Origin of the sequence: Pistricoccus aurantiacus (assembly GCF_007954585.1) — a bacterium.
GTDB lineage: Bacteria > Pseudomonadota > Gammaproteobacteria > Pseudomonadales > Halomonadaceae > Pistricoccus > Pistricoccus aurantiacus.
This window is the reverse complement of record NZ_CP042382.1, coordinates 3,393,987-3,410,724: the sequence shown is the minus strand read 5'-3', so window position 1 is coordinate 3,410,724 and position 16,738 is coordinate 3,393,987. Positions and strand designations below refer to the sequence as shown.

14 protein-coding genes are annotated in these 16,738 nt (G+C 59.8%); 10 read left to right on the top strand and 4 right to left on the bottom strand.

The window, feature by feature from the left end; genetic code table 11:
* Positions 1-50: 50 nt before the first annotated feature.
* The gene (gene pepN / locus FGL86_RS16115) at positions 51-2,696 is read left to right on the top strand and encodes an aminopeptidase N (RefSeq protein ID WP_147185714.1); all 2,646 of its coding nucleotides are present in this window, start codon (positions 51-53) and stop codon (positions 2,694-2,696) included.
* Here pepN and FGL86_RS16110 read toward each other — a convergent pair.
* Positions 2,693-4,294, bottom strand: a complete 1,602-nt coding sequence (locus FGL86_RS16110) for a cation:proton antiporter family protein (RefSeq protein ID WP_186764426.1) — start codon at positions 4,292-4,294, stop codon at positions 2,693-2,695. The genes pepN and FGL86_RS16110 overlap by 4 nt on opposite strands.
* A gap of 60 nt (positions 4,295-4,354) precedes the next feature.
* The gene (locus FGL86_RS16105; protein WP_222433761.1) at positions 4,355-4,660 is read right to left on the bottom strand and encodes a hypothetical protein; all 306 of its coding nucleotides are present in this window, start codon (positions 4,658-4,660) and stop codon (positions 4,355-4,357) included.
* A gap of 172 nt (positions 4,661-4,832) precedes the next feature.
* Between FGL86_RS16105 and FGL86_RS16100 the strand changes: the two genes are divergently transcribed.
* The 3 genes from FGL86_RS16100 to FGL86_RS16090 all read left to right on the top strand — a co-directional run bounded on the left by FGL86_RS16100 (position 4,833) and on the right by FGL86_RS16090 (position 7,214).
* A complete protein-coding gene (locus tag FGL86_RS16100; RefSeq protein ID WP_147185713.1) occupies positions 4,833-5,528 on the top strand; it encodes an MgtC/SapB family protein in 696 nt (231 codons plus the stop codon).
* Positions 5,529-5,610: 82 nt separating this feature from the next.
* Positions 5,611-6,537, top strand: coding sequence for a lipid kinase YegS (yegS, locus tag FGL86_RS16095; RefSeq protein WP_147185712.1), 927 nt, complete (start codon positions 5,611-5,613; stop codon positions 6,535-6,537).
* Positions 6,538-6,635: 98 nt separating this feature from the next.
* The gene (locus FGL86_RS16090; protein ID WP_147185711.1) at positions 6,636-7,214 is read left to right on the top strand and encodes a hypothetical protein; all 579 of its coding nucleotides are present in this window, start codon (positions 6,636-6,638) and stop codon (positions 7,212-7,214) included.
* Between the two features lie 126 nt (positions 7,215-7,340).
* Here the strand turns inward: FGL86_RS16090 and FGL86_RS16085 are convergent, their stop codons facing one another.
* A complete protein-coding gene (locus FGL86_RS16085; RefSeq protein WP_043530303.1) occupies positions 7,341-7,547 on the bottom strand; it encodes a cold-shock protein in 207 nt (68 codons plus the stop codon).
* Between the two features lie 252 nt (positions 7,548-7,799).
* Here FGL86_RS16085 and FGL86_RS16080 point away from each other — a divergent pair, with 252 nt between their 5' ends.
* Both FGL86_RS16080 and FGL86_RS16075 read left to right on the top strand, forming a co-directional pair.
* Positions 7,800-8,222, top strand: coding sequence for an NINE protein (locus FGL86_RS16080; protein ID WP_147185710.1), 423 nt, complete (start codon positions 7,800-7,802; stop codon positions 8,220-8,222).
* Positions 8,223-8,225: 3 nt separating this feature from the next.
* Positions 8,226-8,876 (top strand): LysE family translocator, encoded by a 651-nt coding sequence (locus tag FGL86_RS16075; RefSeq protein ID WP_147185709.1) that lies wholly within the window; start codon positions 8,226-8,228, stop codon positions 8,874-8,876.
* Positions 8,877-8,886: 10 nt separating this feature from the next.
* Here the strand turns inward: FGL86_RS16075 and FGL86_RS16070 are convergent, their stop codons facing one another.
* Complete coding sequence (locus FGL86_RS16070; protein WP_246131671.1) at positions 8,887-10,857, bottom strand: transglycosylase SLT domain-containing protein; 1,971 nt, start codon at positions 10,855-10,857, stop codon at positions 8,887-8,889.
* A gap of 129 nt (positions 10,858-10,986) precedes the next feature.
* Here FGL86_RS16070 and FGL86_RS18420 point away from each other — a divergent pair, with 129 nt between their 5' ends.
* From FGL86_RS18420 to FGL86_RS16050, 4 genes are all read left to right on the top strand, one after another.
* Positions 10,987-11,328: a YkvA family protein gene (locus FGL86_RS18420; RefSeq protein ID WP_147185708.1), complete on the top strand. Its 342-nt coding sequence runs from the start codon at positions 10,987-10,989 to the stop codon at positions 11,326-11,328.
* A gap of 98 nt (positions 11,329-11,426) precedes the next feature.
* Positions 11,427-13,331 carry a molecular chaperone HtpG gene (gene htpG / locus FGL86_RS16060; RefSeq protein ID WP_147185707.1) on the top strand — a complete coding sequence of 635 codons (1,905 nt, stop codon included), beginning with the start codon at positions 11,427-11,429 and terminating at the stop codon, positions 13,329-13,331.
* Positions 13,332-13,684: 353 nt separating this feature from the next.
* Positions 13,685-15,256, top strand: coding sequence for a Re/Si-specific NAD(P)(+) transhydrogenase subunit alpha (locus tag FGL86_RS16055; RefSeq protein ID WP_147185706.1), 1,572 nt, complete (start codon positions 13,685-13,687; stop codon positions 15,254-15,256).
* A gap of 18 nt (positions 15,257-15,274) precedes the next feature.
* Positions 15,275-16,717, top strand: coding sequence for an NAD(P)(+) transhydrogenase (Re/Si-specific) subunit beta (locus FGL86_RS16050; RefSeq protein ID WP_147185705.1), 1,443 nt, complete (start codon positions 15,275-15,277; stop codon positions 16,715-16,717).
* Positions 16,718-16,738 lie beyond the last annotated feature (21 nt).

The window sequence follows — 16,738 nt, the reverse complement described above, 5'->3', positions numbered from 1 at the left end:
CTTGCTCGATCGCCGTACAATGATGGGCAACTTTACCTAGGAGCCTTACGATGTCCGCACCCAAGCCGACACATCTGAGCGACTATCGGCCGCCGGCCTATCGCGCCACTCATACCGAACTGACCTTTGATCTCGACTCCCACGCGACCCGGGTCAAGGCGCGCCTGCATCTGGAGCGTCATCCGGAACGGGCGCAGGAAGATGATCTGCCCCTTGAGCTCAAAGGAGCCAAGCTTGAGCTTTCCTCCATCGCCATCGACGGTCAAGCCCTGGAGCCCGGCGAGTATCAGGTGGACGACAAGGGATTGACGGTGCCCAAGGTGCCGACCCGCTTTCATCTGGATACAGAAGTCGTCATCAACCCCCAGGCCAATACCGCCCTGGAGGGGCTTTATCAGTCCAACGGCATGTTCTGTACCCAGTGCGAGGCTCAGGGCTTTCGACGCATTACCTTTTATCCGGACCGTCCGGACGTGATGGCGACCTTCTCCACCACCGTAGTCGGGGATAAAGCGAGTCTGCCGATTCTTCTGTCCAACGGCAATCCGGTGGAGCGAGGCGAACTGCCTGGCGGCAAGCACTTCGTGACCTGGGAAGATCCGTTTTCCAAGCCGAGCTATCTGTTCGCCCTAGTGGCGGGAGATCTGGAAAAGGTCGAGGATCACTTTACCACCGCAAGCGGGCGGGACGTCACCCTGCAGATCTGGGTGGAAAAGCAGAATCTCGGCAAGACCGATCACGCCATGGCTTCCCTGAAGCGCGCCATGCGCTGGGACGAGGAAACCTACGGTCGGGAGTACGATCTGGACCTGTTCATGATCGTCGCCGTGGACGACTTCAACATGGGCGCCATGGAGAACAAGGGGCTCAACATCTTCAACAGCGCCGCGGTGCTGACCCATCCCCAGACCGCCACGGACGCCACCTTCCAGCGGGTGGAAGGGGTGGTCGCTCACGAATATTTCCACAACTGGTCCGGTAATCGGGTGACTTGCCGGGACTGGTTCCAGCTTTCCCTCAAGGAAGGTTTTACCGTCTTTCGCGACCAGAGTTTTTCCGCGGACGTCAATTCCGCCCCGGTCAAGCGCATCGAGGACGTCTCCTTCTTCCGTACCGCCCAGTTCGCTGAAGATGCCGGTCCCACCGCACATCCGGTACGCCCGGATCATTACATCGAAATCGGCAACTTCTATACCTTGACCATCTACGAGAAGGGCGCGGAAGTGGTGCGCATGCTGCGCCATCTGCTGGGCTGGGAGGCCTTTCGTCAAGGCTCGGATCTGTATTTTTCCCGCTTCGACGGCCAGGCGGTGACCATCGAGGATTTCGTGGGCTGCATGGCGGAAGTGTCGGGTCTCGATCTGGGGCAATTCATGCGCTGGTATTCTCAGGCGGGTACTCCGGAAGTGGACGCCCACGGGGAGTACGATTACGCAAACGCGACCTATCGCCTGACCCTGCGCCAGCGCACCCCGGCGACCCCGGGGCAGCCTCACAAACTGCCCTTGCATATTCCGATCAGAATGGGCCTGGTGGGCACCAAGTCCGGCGAGGATCTGACCCTGACCCTGGAGGGTGAGACACTGGGCCGGGACGCGGTGATTCATCTGCGTGAAGAGGAGCAGAGCTTTCTGTTTACCGAGGTGGCGGAGGCCCCCACACCTTCGCTGCTGCGCGGTTTTTCTGCCCCGGTCAAGCTGTATTATCCCTATGAGCGCAATGAACTGGCCTTCCTGCTGGCGGAAGACAGCGACGGCTTCAACCGCTGGGACGCGGGGCAGCGTCTGGCGATGCTGGCCATCGACGATCTGATCGCCGCCCATCGCAACGGGGTGGAAAAGGTCATGGACGTGCGCCTGGTGGACGCTTTCAGAAGCCTGCTGACCACCTCCATGAAAGACAAGGCGGTGCTGGCGCAGATGCTGGTGCTGCCTTCGGAAGCCTATATCGCCGAGCAGCAGCCGGTGGTGGACGTGGACGCCATTCACGCGGCGCGAACCTTCGTCAAGCAGTCCCTGGCGCTGGCGCTGCGGGATGAATTCCTGGCGATCTATGAGGCCAACACCAGCGATGCGCCTTACGCGCCGGAGCCGGAGCAGATCGGCGAGCGCAGCCTGAAGAATGTCGCCCTGGGCTATCTGATGGCCATCGAGGACGAAAAGGCGGTGGAACTTGCCGAGCGGCAGTTCGAGGCGAAGCACAACATGACCGACGTGCGCGCCGCTCTGACGCTGCTGACCCACAGTTCTCGTCAGGATCTGGCGGATCCGGCACTGAAAGCCTTCGCTCAGAAGTGGGCCAGTGATCCGCTGGTGATGGATCAGTGGTTTACCATTCAGGTGACTCGGCCGCAGCCGGACGTACTCGACCGAGTGAAGTTCCTGATGGAGCATCCGGCGTTCTCCCTGAAGAACCCCAACCGAGTGCGTGCCCTGATCGGCGCCTTCGCCGGCCAGAATCGGGTCAATTTTCACCGGCTCGACGGCGAGGGCTACAAGCTGCTGGCGGACGTGGTCATCGAGCTGAATCGGCTCAATCCGGAAATCGCCGCGCGGCTGGTGATTCCGCTGACCCGCTGGAAGCGTTTCGACGATACCCGCCAAGGTCTGATGAAGGCGGAACTGGAGCGCATCCGTCAGGAAGACCTGTCGCCGAATCTCTACGAGATCATCGAAAAGGCCCTGAACGAGATCTAGCCGAGTTGATCCAGATGGCTGATCATTCCGGCCTCCCGGGCGGCGCTGTCCGCCAGGGAGCGCCCGGCCTCGTCGTAGATGTGATAGACCGCGTTGGCGCCCAGTTCCTGGATCGGCTTGATCTCATCCGGGTATTCGACGATGGCAGTGATATGCCCTTCGAATTCATCCCGGTCCTGTAACTGCTCCAGGGCGAAGAGGTTACCCGCATGGTGTGGCATTGCCAGCACCACCAGCTTGATGCTCGGTGAGACCATCAGCTTGTCCCAGAAGTCCGAGTCCACCGCGTCGCCTTCCATGATGTTGTAGCCTTTTTCGCCCAGTTTCTTGACGCTGTTGGGGTTGCTGTCGATCCCCAGCACGTTCAGCCCATAGTGCTTCTGCAGCCGCTGATAGGCGCTGCGGCCGATGCGACCCATGCCGAGCACCACCGCCTGGGCATCGCCTAGCTCGATGGGTCGATCGCTGGGGTCGAGATCCGCCTTCGGTATGCGCGGCAGATGTTCCGACAGGTAGCGATAGAGGGCTTCGCTGTAGCTGTTGAGTATCGCGGAAAACATGAAGCTGATTGCCACCGCCAGGGAAAGAATCACCAGCCATTCGTCGCTCAGCCAGCCGTTGCTGACGGCGATGACCTCGACGATCAGGCCAAATTCGGAAAAGTTGGCCAGGCTCAGGGAGGCCAGGATCGAGGTGCGGTGGCGCAGGTGAAACAGCATGAAGATCAATTGATACAAGATGGCCTTGAGGGGCAGCGCCGCTACCAGTACCAGCGCGATCAGCAACATGTTCAGGGTCGGCATGGCAATCAGGCCGATATTGAGGAAGAAACCGACCAGCAGCAGCTCCTTGATATTGAAGAGCGTACGGGCCAGGTTCTGTGCCGCCGGGTGTGGTGCCAGCAGCAGGCCGATGATCAACGCCCCCAGATCGCCCTTGATACCCACGGCGCTGAACAGGCCGTAGCCCAGCACCAGGGCCAGCATCATGCCGAACAGCATCTGCATCTCGCCGTGGCCCATGGCATCGAGCAGCCTCTGCAGCCAGGGGGCGGCGGGAATCAGACCCAGCAGCAGCAAGGCCCAAGGGCTAGGTAATTCGCCGGTGGACGCGGTAATGAACACTACGGCGAAGATGTCCTGCATGATCAGCACGCCGATGGCCAGGCGACCGTAGGCGGTCTGGGCTTCGCTGCGCTTGTCCAGCACCTTGATCACGAATACGGTGCTGGAAAAGGACAGGGCGAAGCCCAGGAATGCCATGGTGGTTAGCGTTTCATCCTGCATCAAGCGCAAGCCGGCCAGCTTGGCCAGGCTGAGCACGCCGATCATGATGACCGTGGAGGCGAGCAGATGCACAGACGCACCACCCCATACAGCGCCACGCAACAAGGTGCGAATATCGAGCTTGAGACCGATGGTGAACAGCAGCAGGGTGACGCCGATATCGGCAATGGCCCCCAGCAGCGGAGTCTGCGCGTAGCCCATGGCATTGAGGACGTAGCCCGCCGCGAGAAAGCCTACCAAGGGAGGCAGCCTCACGATCAGCGCAGCAACGCCACCCAGGAAAGCGGCCACCAGAAAAGCCGGTTCGATCATCCTTGCTCCTGTTACCGACGGAAATGAACCGCGAGGTTCTTTTTATTGTAGAACGAACGCTTAGCCTACTAGCCAGCCGAGTATCAGCAGCGCGCCGAACAGCCACAGCAGCCCGGCGATAAAACCGCGCCGCAGCAGGGCACGGACACCCCGATATAGAAAGACAAGCCCGATAACCAGCACGATCATGCTGAATAGCGAGGCGTTGATGCCCATGGCATCCGTGACCCCGTAGATAAAGCTGCTCAACGAGTCGTCCAGGTTGGAAAACATCAGTGTCAGCAGATCGATGATAAAACGAATCGCCTCGCCGATTTTCGTGCCGATCCAGTTGAATACGCCCTCGATACTCATTCCTGCGGTCATGACCACGCTCTTGGATAGTGACAGGGCTTCATGGTTTCCGATTAAGCTCGGTTTGCCAAGCGCTTTATGGGGGATGACTGAAGCTTGGCTCCATCAATCACGACTCCCGAGCAGGAGGCGCTCGAGTTATACTGGCTTTTCAGGGGATTACGCTAACAGGGAAATGATGTACATGCTTGAAGAATACCTGCCTATTCTTTTTCATCTTGGCGCGGCCTGGCTGGCCGGCAGTCTGATCGGGCTCGAGCGCAGCTATCGCGGCCGACCGGCGGGCTTTCGCACCCACTCCCTGGTGTGTCTGGCTTCGGCCATGCTGATGCTGGTGACGACCTATCAGGGCCAGTGGATTCAGGGACTGTTGCCGGAAGGATCGATCAGGACCGATCCCACGCGCATGGCCCAGGGCATCATGACCGGGATCGGTTTTCTGGGGGCCGGGGTCATCTTCAAGGAAGGCCCGACGGTGCGTGGCCTGACCACCGCCGCCTCGATCTGGATGACCTCCGCCCTGGGCATCCTCTTTGGCATCGGTTTTCTGTTCCCCGCCATTGTCGTTACGCTGGTGACTCTCGCCACGCTTTCGCTTTTTCGTTTCGTCGAATCGAGAATGCCCAGTCAGTATTACGCCGAACACCTGCTGGTCTTTCCTATCGAGGCGGTGCTAGAAGAATCAGATGTCCGACGCCTGGTCATGGAGCAAAACTTCAATATCAAGACCATGAGCTATCGATTGGCGGAGCGAGGCAGCGTGTTCGAGTACCGCATGACCCTGCAAACTTACGACAAGCGCAACCTGACGCGGCTTGCGGCATTGCTGCGGGATAGGCAGGATGTGCGAGAATTTCGTCTGACGCCGCTGGTGGAGTAGGCTATCGTTGCAATCAATCGTCTGGCATCGATTGTTATGGATTCGCTCGACAATCAGACGAAGTCATCAAGGACAATCCGCTATGGCAAGGACGGCGAAACAGGCCTGTTTGATTATCAACGGCAAGTCGGCGCAAAACCCGCAACTCCGCGAGGCGGTAACGAACCTGCGCGAGCGGGGCCATCGCATCGACGTCAACGTTACCTGGGAACAGGGTGATGGCGCCCGGTTCGCCAAGCAGGCAGGACGCCACGGCGTCGAGCGGCTGATCGTGGGCGGCGGCGACGGCACCGTTCACGAGGTGGTCAACGGCCTGATGGAGCTCGACCGCGCGCAGCGCCCGGCCATTGGCGTGATACCCCTGGGTAGCGCCAACGACCTGGCCAGCAGTCTGGAAATACCGCTGGAACCCCAGGCAGCGCTGGAAACCGCGCTGGCAGCGGCGCCCTGCTGGGTGGATGTTCCCAGCTTGAACGATCAGTATTTCATCAATATGGTTTCTGGAGGCTTTGGCGCGGAAATCACCTCGTCGACACCCAAGACCCTCAAGAGCCTGCTGGGCGGCGGCGCCTACTCGCTGATGGGCATGCTCAATGCCTGGCGCTACAAGCCCTATTCAGGCCGGCTACGCTGGGAGGGTGGCGAATGTGACGTGCCGCTGTTCCTGCTGGCCATCGGCAACGGCAGCCAGGCCGGGGGCGGTCAGCGTGTCGCGCCGGCGGCCAAGCTCAACGATGGCCTGGTCGACGTGCTGATCGTTCGAGACTACGAGACGTTACCGGGAATGAAACGCATGCTGGATGAGTTCGATGCCATGGACGAAACCATCTCGCTACCTTATAGCGGCGAGTTCATCGACTATGTGCAGACCTCTTGGCTAAGCTTCGAGAGCGATACCGCGCTACCCTTGACACTGGATGGCGAATTCAATCACCACGCTCGGTTCGAGATAAGGATGAACCGCGAGGCGTTGAGGTTGTTGGCACCGGCTTCCTGTGTGCTTCTGTGATGGATTGCCGATGCCATTTTTCAATAACGTTTCGTTTTGCAAGTGTTTTATAAGCATGTCGCTGTTTTGCACTAATATGACGATCGGGAGTACACCTAATGCGTAACAAGCCCTGGATGGCTATCCCTCTGGCCTTTGTCGTGACCCTGGGCATGTCGGGTTGTGACAGTGGAGAGAACGATGCGCCGGCCGCTCAATCGGATGACGTCCAGCAAGAAGCTCCTGTCGCCCAGCCGGAAGAAAGTGGCGCTATCTCCCGAGAAGGGCGTGATGGTGATGCAGCCTCGGCACCGGAAGCCGAATCTCAGCCCGCGCCAGCGGATGGCGCCGCTTCGATGCCGGAATCGAATGTCGGCACCGAAGAGTCGACCACCCCGGGTTCCACCCCTGACTCCCAAGAGCCACCTTTAGGCAGCGGTGACGACACCTCGGCTTATTCCTTGGGTAATCCGGATGACGAAATAGAGGATTCCCAAGCCATGCCCGGCTCGGTGAGCAAATCGGATATCGATGAATTCATGGAAGAAACCGAACGTCGCTTCGAAGAGGCGCAGCGTGAGATCGACAAGCAGTTCGAGGAGGCGGAAAGCGAGGATCCAACTCGGAACCTGAATGCCGCGCCTTCCGATGAAGCCAGTGACACCACAAACGAAACTCAGCGCCCGCCAGAGAACTGATTGAAATAAAATGACGCAACAATGAAAAAGGCCCACCAGCTGGTGGGCCTTCTCGTTACCGATTGACAAGGTTGTTTTTCAAAAATCCAAAACTGTGTCAACGGTAAATTTCACAGATGGCAACAATCAGTTGGCCACCTTGATATTAGCGGCCTGAAGGCCTTTTTTGCCCTGAGTGACTTCGAAGGTGACCTTCTGGCCATCCTGCAGGGTCTTGAAGCCGTCAGCCTGAATTTCGGAGAAGTGTGCGAACAGATCATCACCACCGTCGTCCGGAGAGATGAAGCCGTAGCCTTTCGTGTCGTTGAACCACTTGACAGTGCCAGTTGCCATTGTCGATTTTCCTTAACTAACCAAATAATAGTGCTGGGCGGATGAGACAATTAGTGTCGCATCTTGGTTGCCCGTAATACGTGGGTGACGCGAAGAAGAAGGGCGCTCGGGGTCTCGAATAGTTCGAACGACAACTGACGACTTTCAACTTGCAAACCTACGCAGCGGATAATGCATCAGCGGATAACATGGGTCAAGATACCCGGATCATGCCGACTGTGTGCCCGCTAAATCACTGTAGATGGAAAAATCATGAACGTCCAGAACCCTGCCAATCACGAAATCAACAATACCCATAGCAAGATCATGGGGTATTTATTATGGCTATTCGGCTTTTTAGGAGCGCATCGCTTCTATTATGGCAAGCCGATCACCGGTACCCTGTGGTTTTTCACCTTCGGCCTGCTGGGTATCGGCTGGCTGATCGACCTGTTTCTGATTCCTGCCATGGATCGAGAAGCGGATCTGCGCTTTCGCAGCGGCCAGACCGATTACTCTCTCGCCTGGGTGCTGCTGACATTTCTGGGCATCTTCGGTATCCATCGCTTCTATCTGGGCAAGTGGTTCACCGGCATCATCTACCTGCTGACCGGAGGGCTGTTTCTGATCGGTGTGCTTTACGATTTCTGGACGCTCAACGATCAGATTTCCTTGAAAAATGCCGAGCGTGGCTGATCCATGTGGATCGATGGACAGTTCTGGCCTTTCCTGCTGGCGATTACCCTGCTGAGCATGACCCCCGGGGTGGACACGCTGCTGGTGATTCGCAATACGAGTCGCGGCGGCGTTCGCGATGGGGTGGTGACGAGTCTGGCGATCTGCAGCGGCCTTTTCGTGCATGCGGCGGTGTCGGCACTGGGCATCTCGCTCATCCTGCTCAATTCCGCCTGGGCGTTCGAGCTGCTCAAGCTGCTGGGAGCCGGCTATCTGATCTGGCTCGGCGCCCAGAGTCTATTGAGCGCGCGGCGGGGCGCCGGGCTTCCAGTAGCTAGCGTCACCAGCGACGGCAAGGCTTCGAGGCGTTCGTTGTGGCTACCCTTGCGGGAAGGATTCTTGTCCAACGTGCTCAACCCCAAGACCATCGTCTTCTACATGGCGTTTCTGCCTCAGTTCATCGGCCCCAGCGATCCGCCGCTGCTGAAGTCCCTGTGGTTGGCAAGCCTGCATTTTCTAATTGCCAATATCTGGCAAATCGCCATCGTGCTGATGATAGGCCGGGCGGGCAAGTGGTTGGCTCAGCGCCGGGTCGCCCGCGGACTCAACGGGCTGACCGGCTTGATGCTGGTGGGCTTCGGACTCAAGCTGGCGCTGGCGCAACGCCCGGGCTGAGCGTGCCGGCTTATTGCCTTGCCAGCAGTGAAGCATCGTAGTCCACCCGCTGTTCTGTCGGGGTCAATAGCGCTACGTTTCGAGTATCGCCGCCCTGGGCAAGACTCTCGAAGATCACTCGGTACGCCAGTACCGCCTGTACGTATTGGCGGGTTTCGCGAAACGGAATGCTTTCCACGAACAGGTCGAACTCCCGAGGGGCTTCCTTCAGCCAGCGATCGACACGCCCTGGCCCGGCGTTGTAGGCGGCGGTAGCCGCCAGGCGATTGCCCCGATAGCGCTCAAGCATATCCTTGAAGTAACGACTGCCTAGCCGAATATTGACCTCCGGCTGCAGGACGCCATAGGGCCCCGGGTCCGCCACACCGATCTTGCGGCTGACCAGGGTGGCGGTGCCGGGCATCAGTTGCATCAGACCGCGAGCCCCCGCCGGAGAAATCACCGTCGGATTGTAGGCACTCTCCCGGCGGGAAATTGCCATCAATAAATAGGGATCGACACTGTTGGCGTTGCCCCAGTGGAGGAACTGCTCGCGATAGGCAGCGGGGAAGCGCCAGGCCAAGGCGTCCCACAGCTTGCCGGCGATGGTGGTCTGCACCAGCTTGGCGTACCAGCCGCGACTTTCCGCATAGTCCGCCAGGGCTTTCACGTCCTGATCCGCGAGCCGTGCGCTCGCGGCATACCATTCGCTGTTGGCGAGCCCGACCTCGCCGATGCGCATCAAGGCTTCGGTACGCTCGACCACCGGCCAGCGAGCGATTCGCTGACGGTAGGCTTCGTTGTAGCTGTCCTGACGCAGGTTCAGCGCATACGGCTGGCCAAGCCGGTCCGCCGCGGCGAAGCCGTAGAAATCCCGCTCTCCCGCGGCGGCCCGATACGCCTTTTCCGCCGTGATCGCATCTCCCAACTGGCCCAGGGCGCGGCCCAGCCAGTACTGCCAGCGCGCTTCCCGGCGCTGGTCGTCTTCCATGCGGTGCACCCAGTCGATGACGCCCTGCCAGTCCCGCTCGCCCAGCGCCGCACGCACCCTGAGTTCGAGCAGGTCCGCATCACCGTTGCGGCTTAACGCTTGATCCGCCCAGACGCGATTCTCCCCTACGTTGCGCACCAGGGAATAGAGGATCAGGTCATGCTCGATCTCGCGCCTATCCTCGGCGGCAATCTCGAGCCGAGGGGAAATACGCTGCCAAGCATCCAGCGCTTCTTGCGTATCTGCCCGGGTATAGCCGTGCATGGCTGCAGCCACTAGGGCGCTGGTGCCGCGCCCCTGCGGGCCGATCCGCGCCGGCACTCGAATGATGGCGCTGTAATCCTGGCGCACCTGCGCCAGGCTATCCAGGCCGTCTTGCCAGCCGGCGCCGAGCTGTCGGCTAAGGTAGCTCATCAGGCCGCTTTCTCCGGACTGCCAGGCCAGCATCAGACGCTCCCAGACCTCCAGGGGGCCGATGGCGCCGTGCTGCTTGAGCCGGTTGAACAGCGGGTCGCAGGCCTCGGGTCGTGAATGGCCGTATTGCCAGAGCCTTCGCCCACCCTGGGCGGCGGTCTGATAATCCCGATCGAGCAAGGCAGTGTAGTAATAGCACTGGCGCTCGGCGCCGCTGGGCTTGCCGTCGCTCACCGCCAGCAGGCTGGCGTATTGGCGAGCCTCGCCATAGGCGCTGATTGCCTGGCCGCGCATCCACTGTGCCAGAGGAGAATCCGCATGACGCTCGATGAATGTCTTGATTTCCGCCGCCGCCGCCTGAGGTAGACGAGACTTCAGGCGGTGATATTCCACGTAGCCTTCAAGAACGTGTCCTTGAATGGCGCTCTGATCGATGCGTTCCCACTGCTGTTTCCGCGCCGCGTTCAGGGCGTCTTTCATCGCCTGGTCATCGGGAGCCGCCAAGGCGGCGTCTTGCGGCAGCGCAAGCGCGAAAGCGAGTGCCATGAGCATCGAGCGCAGGGGCGGAAGGTGGTGGAAGTAGCGGCGGCGCTGCATGAAAAAAACTCCTGGAACATCGCGGAACATGCCGTGCAAGATGTCAATGATAAAAACAAGTGCTTCAGGACGAAGCGTCAAATAACCGCCTATCGTAAACGCTTACCAAGGATGGACAAGGAGACAGCCATGCCCAAGCCAAGTTTCTGGTCCCCGTTCAGCCGACTGCGCAAGCGCGGTTGGGCCATCAGCCGCATATTTCGAGCGCTCAAGACCTTCATGCCGATGCTCAAGGACGTGCTGAGCGGTCGTTATCGCCCCATTCCCTGGGCGGCGTTCGGCTGGATGATCGCTGCCCTAGTGTATCTCGTTTCTCCGCTGGATCTCATACCCGACTTCATTGTTTTGATAGGAGTATTAGATGACGTGGTCATCGTCGGCTGGCTGTTGACCCGGGTCGATCGCAGCTTGGCGGATTATCGTGCCTGGCGGGGTATCGACGATATGCCGGAGGTCACTCCCGAGCCATAGCCCCTGCGGCTGAACCCTTGAAAAGCCTTACCCGGTCCCCATATCAGCGCTCAATGTCACTTTTGATGCAATACCGTGATCGATAAGGGGATCGCTCGATGACCACTACCACTCAAGAAGAAACCCTGGGCTTTCAGACGGAAGTCAAGCAGCTCTTGCACCTGATGATTCACTCCCTGTACTCCAACCGGGAGATTTTTCTGCGGGAGCTGATTTCCAACGGCGCGGACGCCTGCGACAAGCTTCGCTATCAGGCGCTGGACAACGATGCGCTTTACGAGGGCGACAGCGAGCTGCGCATCGAGATCGAACACGACGCCGACGCCAATACGGTGATGATTCGCGACAACGGCATAGGCATGAGCCGGGATGACGTGATCAGCAACCTCGGCACCATTGCCAGAAGCGGCACCGCGGAATTTCTCAAGCAGCTCTCCGGCGAGCAGCAGAAGGACGCCAAGCTGATCGGCCAGTTCGGGGTAGGGTTCTATTCCGGTTTCATCGTCGCCGACGAAGTGACCGTGCGTACCCGCCGCGCGGACCTGCCTCATGACGCCGGGGTGGAATGGCGCTCCAGGGGCGAGGGGGAGTTCAGCGTCGCCAATATCGAACGCGACGCCCGAGGCACCGAAATCATCCTGCACCTGAAGGACGACGCCAAGGAATTCGCCGACGATTTCCGGCTCAAGAGTCTGGTGCGCAAGTATTCCGATCATATCGAAGTGCCTGTGCGCATGCCGCGCACCGAAGTAGAGCGGGATGAGAACGGCAAAGAGATCGAGGGCAGCGAAAAGATCGTCTGGGAAACCGTCAACGAAGCCACGGCGTTATGGGTACGCTCCAAGTCCGAAATCAGCGACGACGAGTACAAGGCCTTCTACAAGCACGTCGCCCACGATTTCAGCGATCCCCTGACCTGGAGCCACAACAAGGTCGAGGGCAAGCTCGAGTACACCAGCCTGCTCTACGTACCCGGCCGCGCGCCCTTCGATCTCTACGAGCGTGACGGCGCCCGGGGGCTCAAGCTCTACGTGCAGCGCGTCTTCATCATGGACGACGCGGAGCAGTTCCTGCCGCTGTATCTGCGCTTCATCAAGGGCGTGGTGGATACCCGCGATCTGTCCCTGAACGTCTCTCGGGAACTGCTGCAGCAGGACCCCCAAGTAGAGAAGATGAAGTCCGCCCTGACCAAGCGCAGCCTGGATATGCTCAAGAAGCTTTCCAAGGATGACGAGAAATACCAGACCTTCTGGAACACCTTCGGGAGCGTGCTCAAGGAAGGCCCGGCGGAGGATTACGCCAACCGGGACAAGATCGCCGGTCTGCTGCGCTTCGCCACCACCCACACCGACAGCGCCACCCAGGATCAGTCCCTGGCGGCCTATGTCGAGCGCATGAAGGAAGGCCAGCAGAAGATCTACTATATCGTCGCCGACAGCTTCAACGCGGCGAAGCACAGCCCGCACCTGGAGATCTTCCGCAAGAAGGGCATCGAGGTGCTGCTGCTGTCCGAGCGCATTGACGAGTGGTTGATGAGCCACCTCACCGAGTTCGACGGCAAGTCTTTTGTCGACGTGGCCAAGGGGGAGCTGGATCTCGGCGAGATCGAGGGCGAGGAAGAGAAGAAGGCCCAAGAGGAAACCGCCAAGGCCAAGGAAGGCTTGATCAAGCGGGTCAAGGAGGCGCTGGGTGACGAAGTGCAGGAGGTCAAGGTGACCCATCGTCTCACGGACTCTCCGGCCTGCGTGGTGCTGCCGGAGCACGAGATGGGCTTTCAGATGCGCCGTATCATGGAAGCCGCCGGTCAGAAATTGCCGGAGGTCAAGCCGATTCTCGAGCTCAACCCGGAGCACGGCCTGGTCGATCGACTGGAAAACGCCGGCGAAGACAGCTTCGCGGACCTGGCACGTATCCTACTGGATCAGGCGATCATCGCCGAGGGCGGCCATCTCGACGACCCGGCAGCCTACGTCAAGCGCCTCAATTCACTGCTGACCGCCTGAGTAGATTTGGCCTTGTCCTTTCAAGCCTTCGTCGTTATCGGCGAGGGCTTTTTCATTTCAGGATGGGGCAGGGTGCTTGCCAGGAATGGACAAGCCAGGCAAGCTAGTTTCAAGCTGCAGTGCAGCATGGTTGCCGATGGCAAATAACATTGGCGATGATAATAAGATGAAAATAGCAAGACGGAAATAGCCGTGCTAGGCGCTTTGGACTAGGTTATGTGGAACCTTACTTGGTTAGGCTTGCCGATCAAGGCGTTCGGATGGCACGAAGAAGGGGTTCGTGAAATGCGCTTTTTGTGCAATCCTGCCCGGCCCGGGCATAAAACGACAACCTGAGAAATGGGAGACTGGATGTGAAAATTGGTGCACCCAGAGAGCGTGCCAGAGGGGAGGCGCGCGTCGCGCTGACGCCGGAGAGCGCGAAACACATCATCAAGCTCGGCCATGAATGTCTGGTGGAAACCGGCGCCGGCGAGGCGGCGGGTTTCATTGATGACGCCTATCGAGAGGCAGGTGTCAGCGTTGTCGACACCCCGGAGGCGTTGTGGAAAGAAGCGGACGTCGTCATCAAGGTGCGTGAGCCGACCAAGCAGCAGACCGAATGGCTGCGCCAGGGACAGACGCTGATTTCTTTCTTCTGGCCCGCTCAGAACGAGGAGCTGCTGGAGAAGTGCCGGGCCAAGGGCGCCACCGTGATCGCCATGGACATGGTGCCGCGAATCTCTCGAGCCCAGAAGATGGATGCCTTGTCTTCCACCGCCAATATCGCCGGCTACCGCGCGGTGATCGAAGCGGGTAACCAGTTCGGACGCTTCTTTACCGGTCAGGTGACCGCCGCGGGCAAGGTGCCTCCGGCCAAGGTGCTGATCATCGGCGCCGGGGTGGCCGGTCTCTCTGCCATCGGTACCGCCACCAGCCTGGGCGCTATCGTGCGCGCTTTCGACGTTCGTCCAGAAGTGGCTGAGCAGATTGAATCCATGGGCGCGGAATTCCTGTTTCTCGATTTCGAGGATAGCCAGGATGGCTCCGGCACCGGCGGTTATGCGGCGCCCTCGAGCCCCGAATTTCGCGAAAAGCAGCTCGAGCTGTTTCGCGAACAGGCGCCGGAGGTGGATATCGTCATTACCACCGCGCTGATTCCCGGTCGACCCGCGCCGAAGCTGTGGCTGGAAGACATGGTCAAGGCCATGAAGCCCGGCTCGGTGGTCGTCGATCTGGCGGCGGAAAAGGGCGGCAACTGCGACCTGACGGAGCCGGACAAGCGTATCGTCACCGATAACGGCGTGATCGTCGTCGGCTACACGGACTTTCCGTCTCGCATGGCGACCCAGTCGTCTCTGCTGTATTCCACCAATATTCGCCACATGTTGACGGATCTGACGCCGGAAAAAGACGGCAAGATCGATCACAACATGGAGGATGACGTGATTCGCGGTTCCACCGTGACCCACCAGGGCGAGATCACTTATCCGCCGCCGCCGCCCAAGGTGAAGGCGATCGCCGCCGCCAAGCCCAAGCCCAAGGAAAAGGAGCTGACTCGTGAAGAGAAGCAGGCCATCGAGCTTGCCGACTTCAAGAAGCAGACCAGAAGCCAGGTGACCATGCTGGCGGTGGGTGGCGCCTTGATGCTGCTTTTGGGACTGGTGGCGCCGCCGTCGTTCATGCAGCACTTCATCGTCTTCGTGCTGTCTTGCTTCGTCGGTTATCAGGTGATCTGGAACGTCAGCCATTCCCTGCATACCCCGCTGATGGCGGTTACCAATGCCATTTCCAGCATCATCATCCTGGGGGCTATCCTGCAGATCGGCTCCGGCAGCGGGATAGTGGTGTTCATGGCGGCCATTTCGGTGCTGATCGCCTCGATCAATATCGTCGGCGGCTTCCTGGTGACGCGCCGTATGCTCGCCATGTTCCAGAAATCCTGAAGCGGTGGAGAATAGAGAATGTTAGGACAACAATTCGTCACTGCTGCGGCAATCGCGGGAAGTGTCTTGTTCATTCTTTCCCTGGGGGGGTTGAGCAACCAGGAGAAAGCCAAGCGAGCGGTGTGGTACGGCATCGTCGGCATGGGCATCGCGGTGTTCTTCACCGCCCTTGGTCCGGGGGTCGGCGGCTACTGGCTGATGATCCCGCTGATGATCATCGGCGCGGTGATCGGCGCCTATGTGGCCAAGCGGGTCGAGATGACCCAGATGCCTCAACTGGTGGCGGCGCTGCACTCCTTCGTGGGTCTGGCGGCGGTGTTCGTCGGTTTCAACGCGGATCTGGAACGGCGGCGAGTACTGGCCAGCCAGCTGCTGGGTGGCGCGAGGGAAGAATTCTCCGCCTTCGCCGCCATGGTGGCCACCAAGACCCCGGCGGAGCTGACGTTCCTGCAGGTCGAAGTGGTACTCGGGGTGTTCATCGGCGCGGTGACTTTCACCGGCTCGGTGATCGCCTTTGGTAAACTTGCCGGCAAGATCGACGGCAAGCCCAAGCAGTTCCCCGGCGGTCATATGCTCAACGCCGGCGCCGCGGCCCTGTGCCTGTTCCTGGCCATCCTGTATCTCAACGGTGCGGGCTTCTGGACGATTCTGCTGCTGGCGCTGCTGGCCTTCTTCATCGGCTGGCATCTCATCATGGGTATCGGCGGCGCGGATATGCCGGTGGTGGTCTCCATGCTCAACAGCTATTCCGGCTGGGCGGCAGCGGCCATCGGTTTCACCCTCTCCAGCGATCTGCTGATCGTTACCGGCGCCCTGGTGGGCTCCTCCGGTGCGATTCTCTCCTACATCATGTGCAAGGCGATGAACCGCAAGTTCATCAACGTGATTCTGGGCGGCTTCGGCGGCAGCCAGGGGCCGGCGGCGGAGATCGAAGGCGAACAGGTGTCGATCGATGCGGGCGGCGTGGCCAGTGCCCTCAACGATGCGGACAGCGTGATCATCGTGCCGGGTTACGGCATGGCGGTGGCTCAGGCGCAGAACGCGGTCAGTGAATTGGTACGCAAGCTACGAGACGCGGGCAAGGAAGTGCGCTTCGGCATTCATCCGGTGGCGGGTCGCCTGCCAGGTCATATGAACGTGCTGCTGGCGGAAGCCAGGGTGCCCTACGACATCGTGCTGGAAATGGACGAGATCAACGACGACTTCGCCAAGACCGACGTAGTGATCGTCATCGGCTCCAACGATATCGTCAACCCGGCGGCCCAAGAGGATCCCAACAGCCCTATCGCCGGCATGCCGGTGCTCAAGGTCTGGGAAGCCAAGAACGTGTTCGTGTGCAAGCGCGGTCAGGGTACCGGCTATTCCGGCATCGAGAACCCGCTGTTCTTCAGAGAGAACACCCGGATGTTCTACGGTGATGCTCGAAGCAGTGTCGATTCGCTGCTGCCGCTGCTCGACTGATCGTAGCCAATCAGGCCAAGT

What these genes read in the sequence shown, in the direction of transcription:
- FGL86_RS16100 (WP_147185713.1), top strand. Translation starts at nt 4,833, where the DNA reads ATGCTTGAAGAATACCTGCCTATTCTTTTTCATCTTGGCGCGGCCTGG.
- FGL86_RS16110 (WP_186764426.1), bottom strand. Translation starts at nt 4,294, where the DNA reads ATGATCGAACCGGCTTTTCTGGTGGCCGCTTTCCTGGGTGGCGTTGCT.
- yegS (WP_147185712.1), top strand. Translation starts at nt 5,611, where the DNA reads ATGGCAAGGACGGCGAAACAGGCCTGTTTGATTATCAACGGCAAGTCG.
- FGL86_RS18420 (WP_147185708.1), top strand. Translation starts at nt 10,987, where the DNA reads ATGCCCAAGCCAAGTTTCTGGTCCCCGTTCAGCCGACTGCGCAAGCGC.
- FGL86_RS16080 (WP_147185710.1), top strand. Translation starts at nt 7,800, where the DNA reads ATGAACGTCCAGAACCCTGCCAATCACGAAATCAACAATACCCATAGC.
- pepN (WP_147185714.1), top strand. Translation starts at nt 51, where the DNA reads ATGTCCGCACCCAAGCCGACACATCTGAGCGACTATCGGCCGCCGGCC.
- htpG (WP_147185707.1), top strand. Translation starts at nt 11,427, where the DNA reads ATGACCACTACCACTCAAGAAGAAACCCTGGGCTTTCAGACGGAAGTC.
- FGL86_RS16070 (WP_246131671.1), bottom strand. Translation starts at nt 10,857, where the DNA reads ATGCAGCGCCGCCGCTACTTCCACCACCTTCCGCCCCTGCGCTCGATG.
- FGL86_RS16090 (WP_147185711.1), top strand. Translation starts at nt 6,636, where the DNA reads ATGCGTAACAAGCCCTGGATGGCTATCCCTCTGGCCTTTGTCGTGACC.
- FGL86_RS16075 (WP_147185709.1), top strand. Translation starts at nt 8,226, where the DNA reads ATGTGGATCGATGGACAGTTCTGGCCTTTCCTGCTGGCGATTACCCTG.
- FGL86_RS16050 (WP_147185705.1), top strand. Translation starts at nt 15,275, where the DNA reads ATGTTAGGACAACAATTCGTCACTGCTGCGGCAATCGCGGGAAGTGTC.
- FGL86_RS16085 (WP_043530303.1), bottom strand. Translation starts at nt 7,547, where the DNA reads ATGGCAACTGGCACTGTCAAGTGGTTCAACGACACGAAAGGCTACGGC.
- FGL86_RS16105 (WP_222433761.1), bottom strand. Translation starts at nt 4,660, where the DNA reads ATGACCGCAGGAATGAGTATCGAGGGCGTATTCAACTGGATCGGCACG.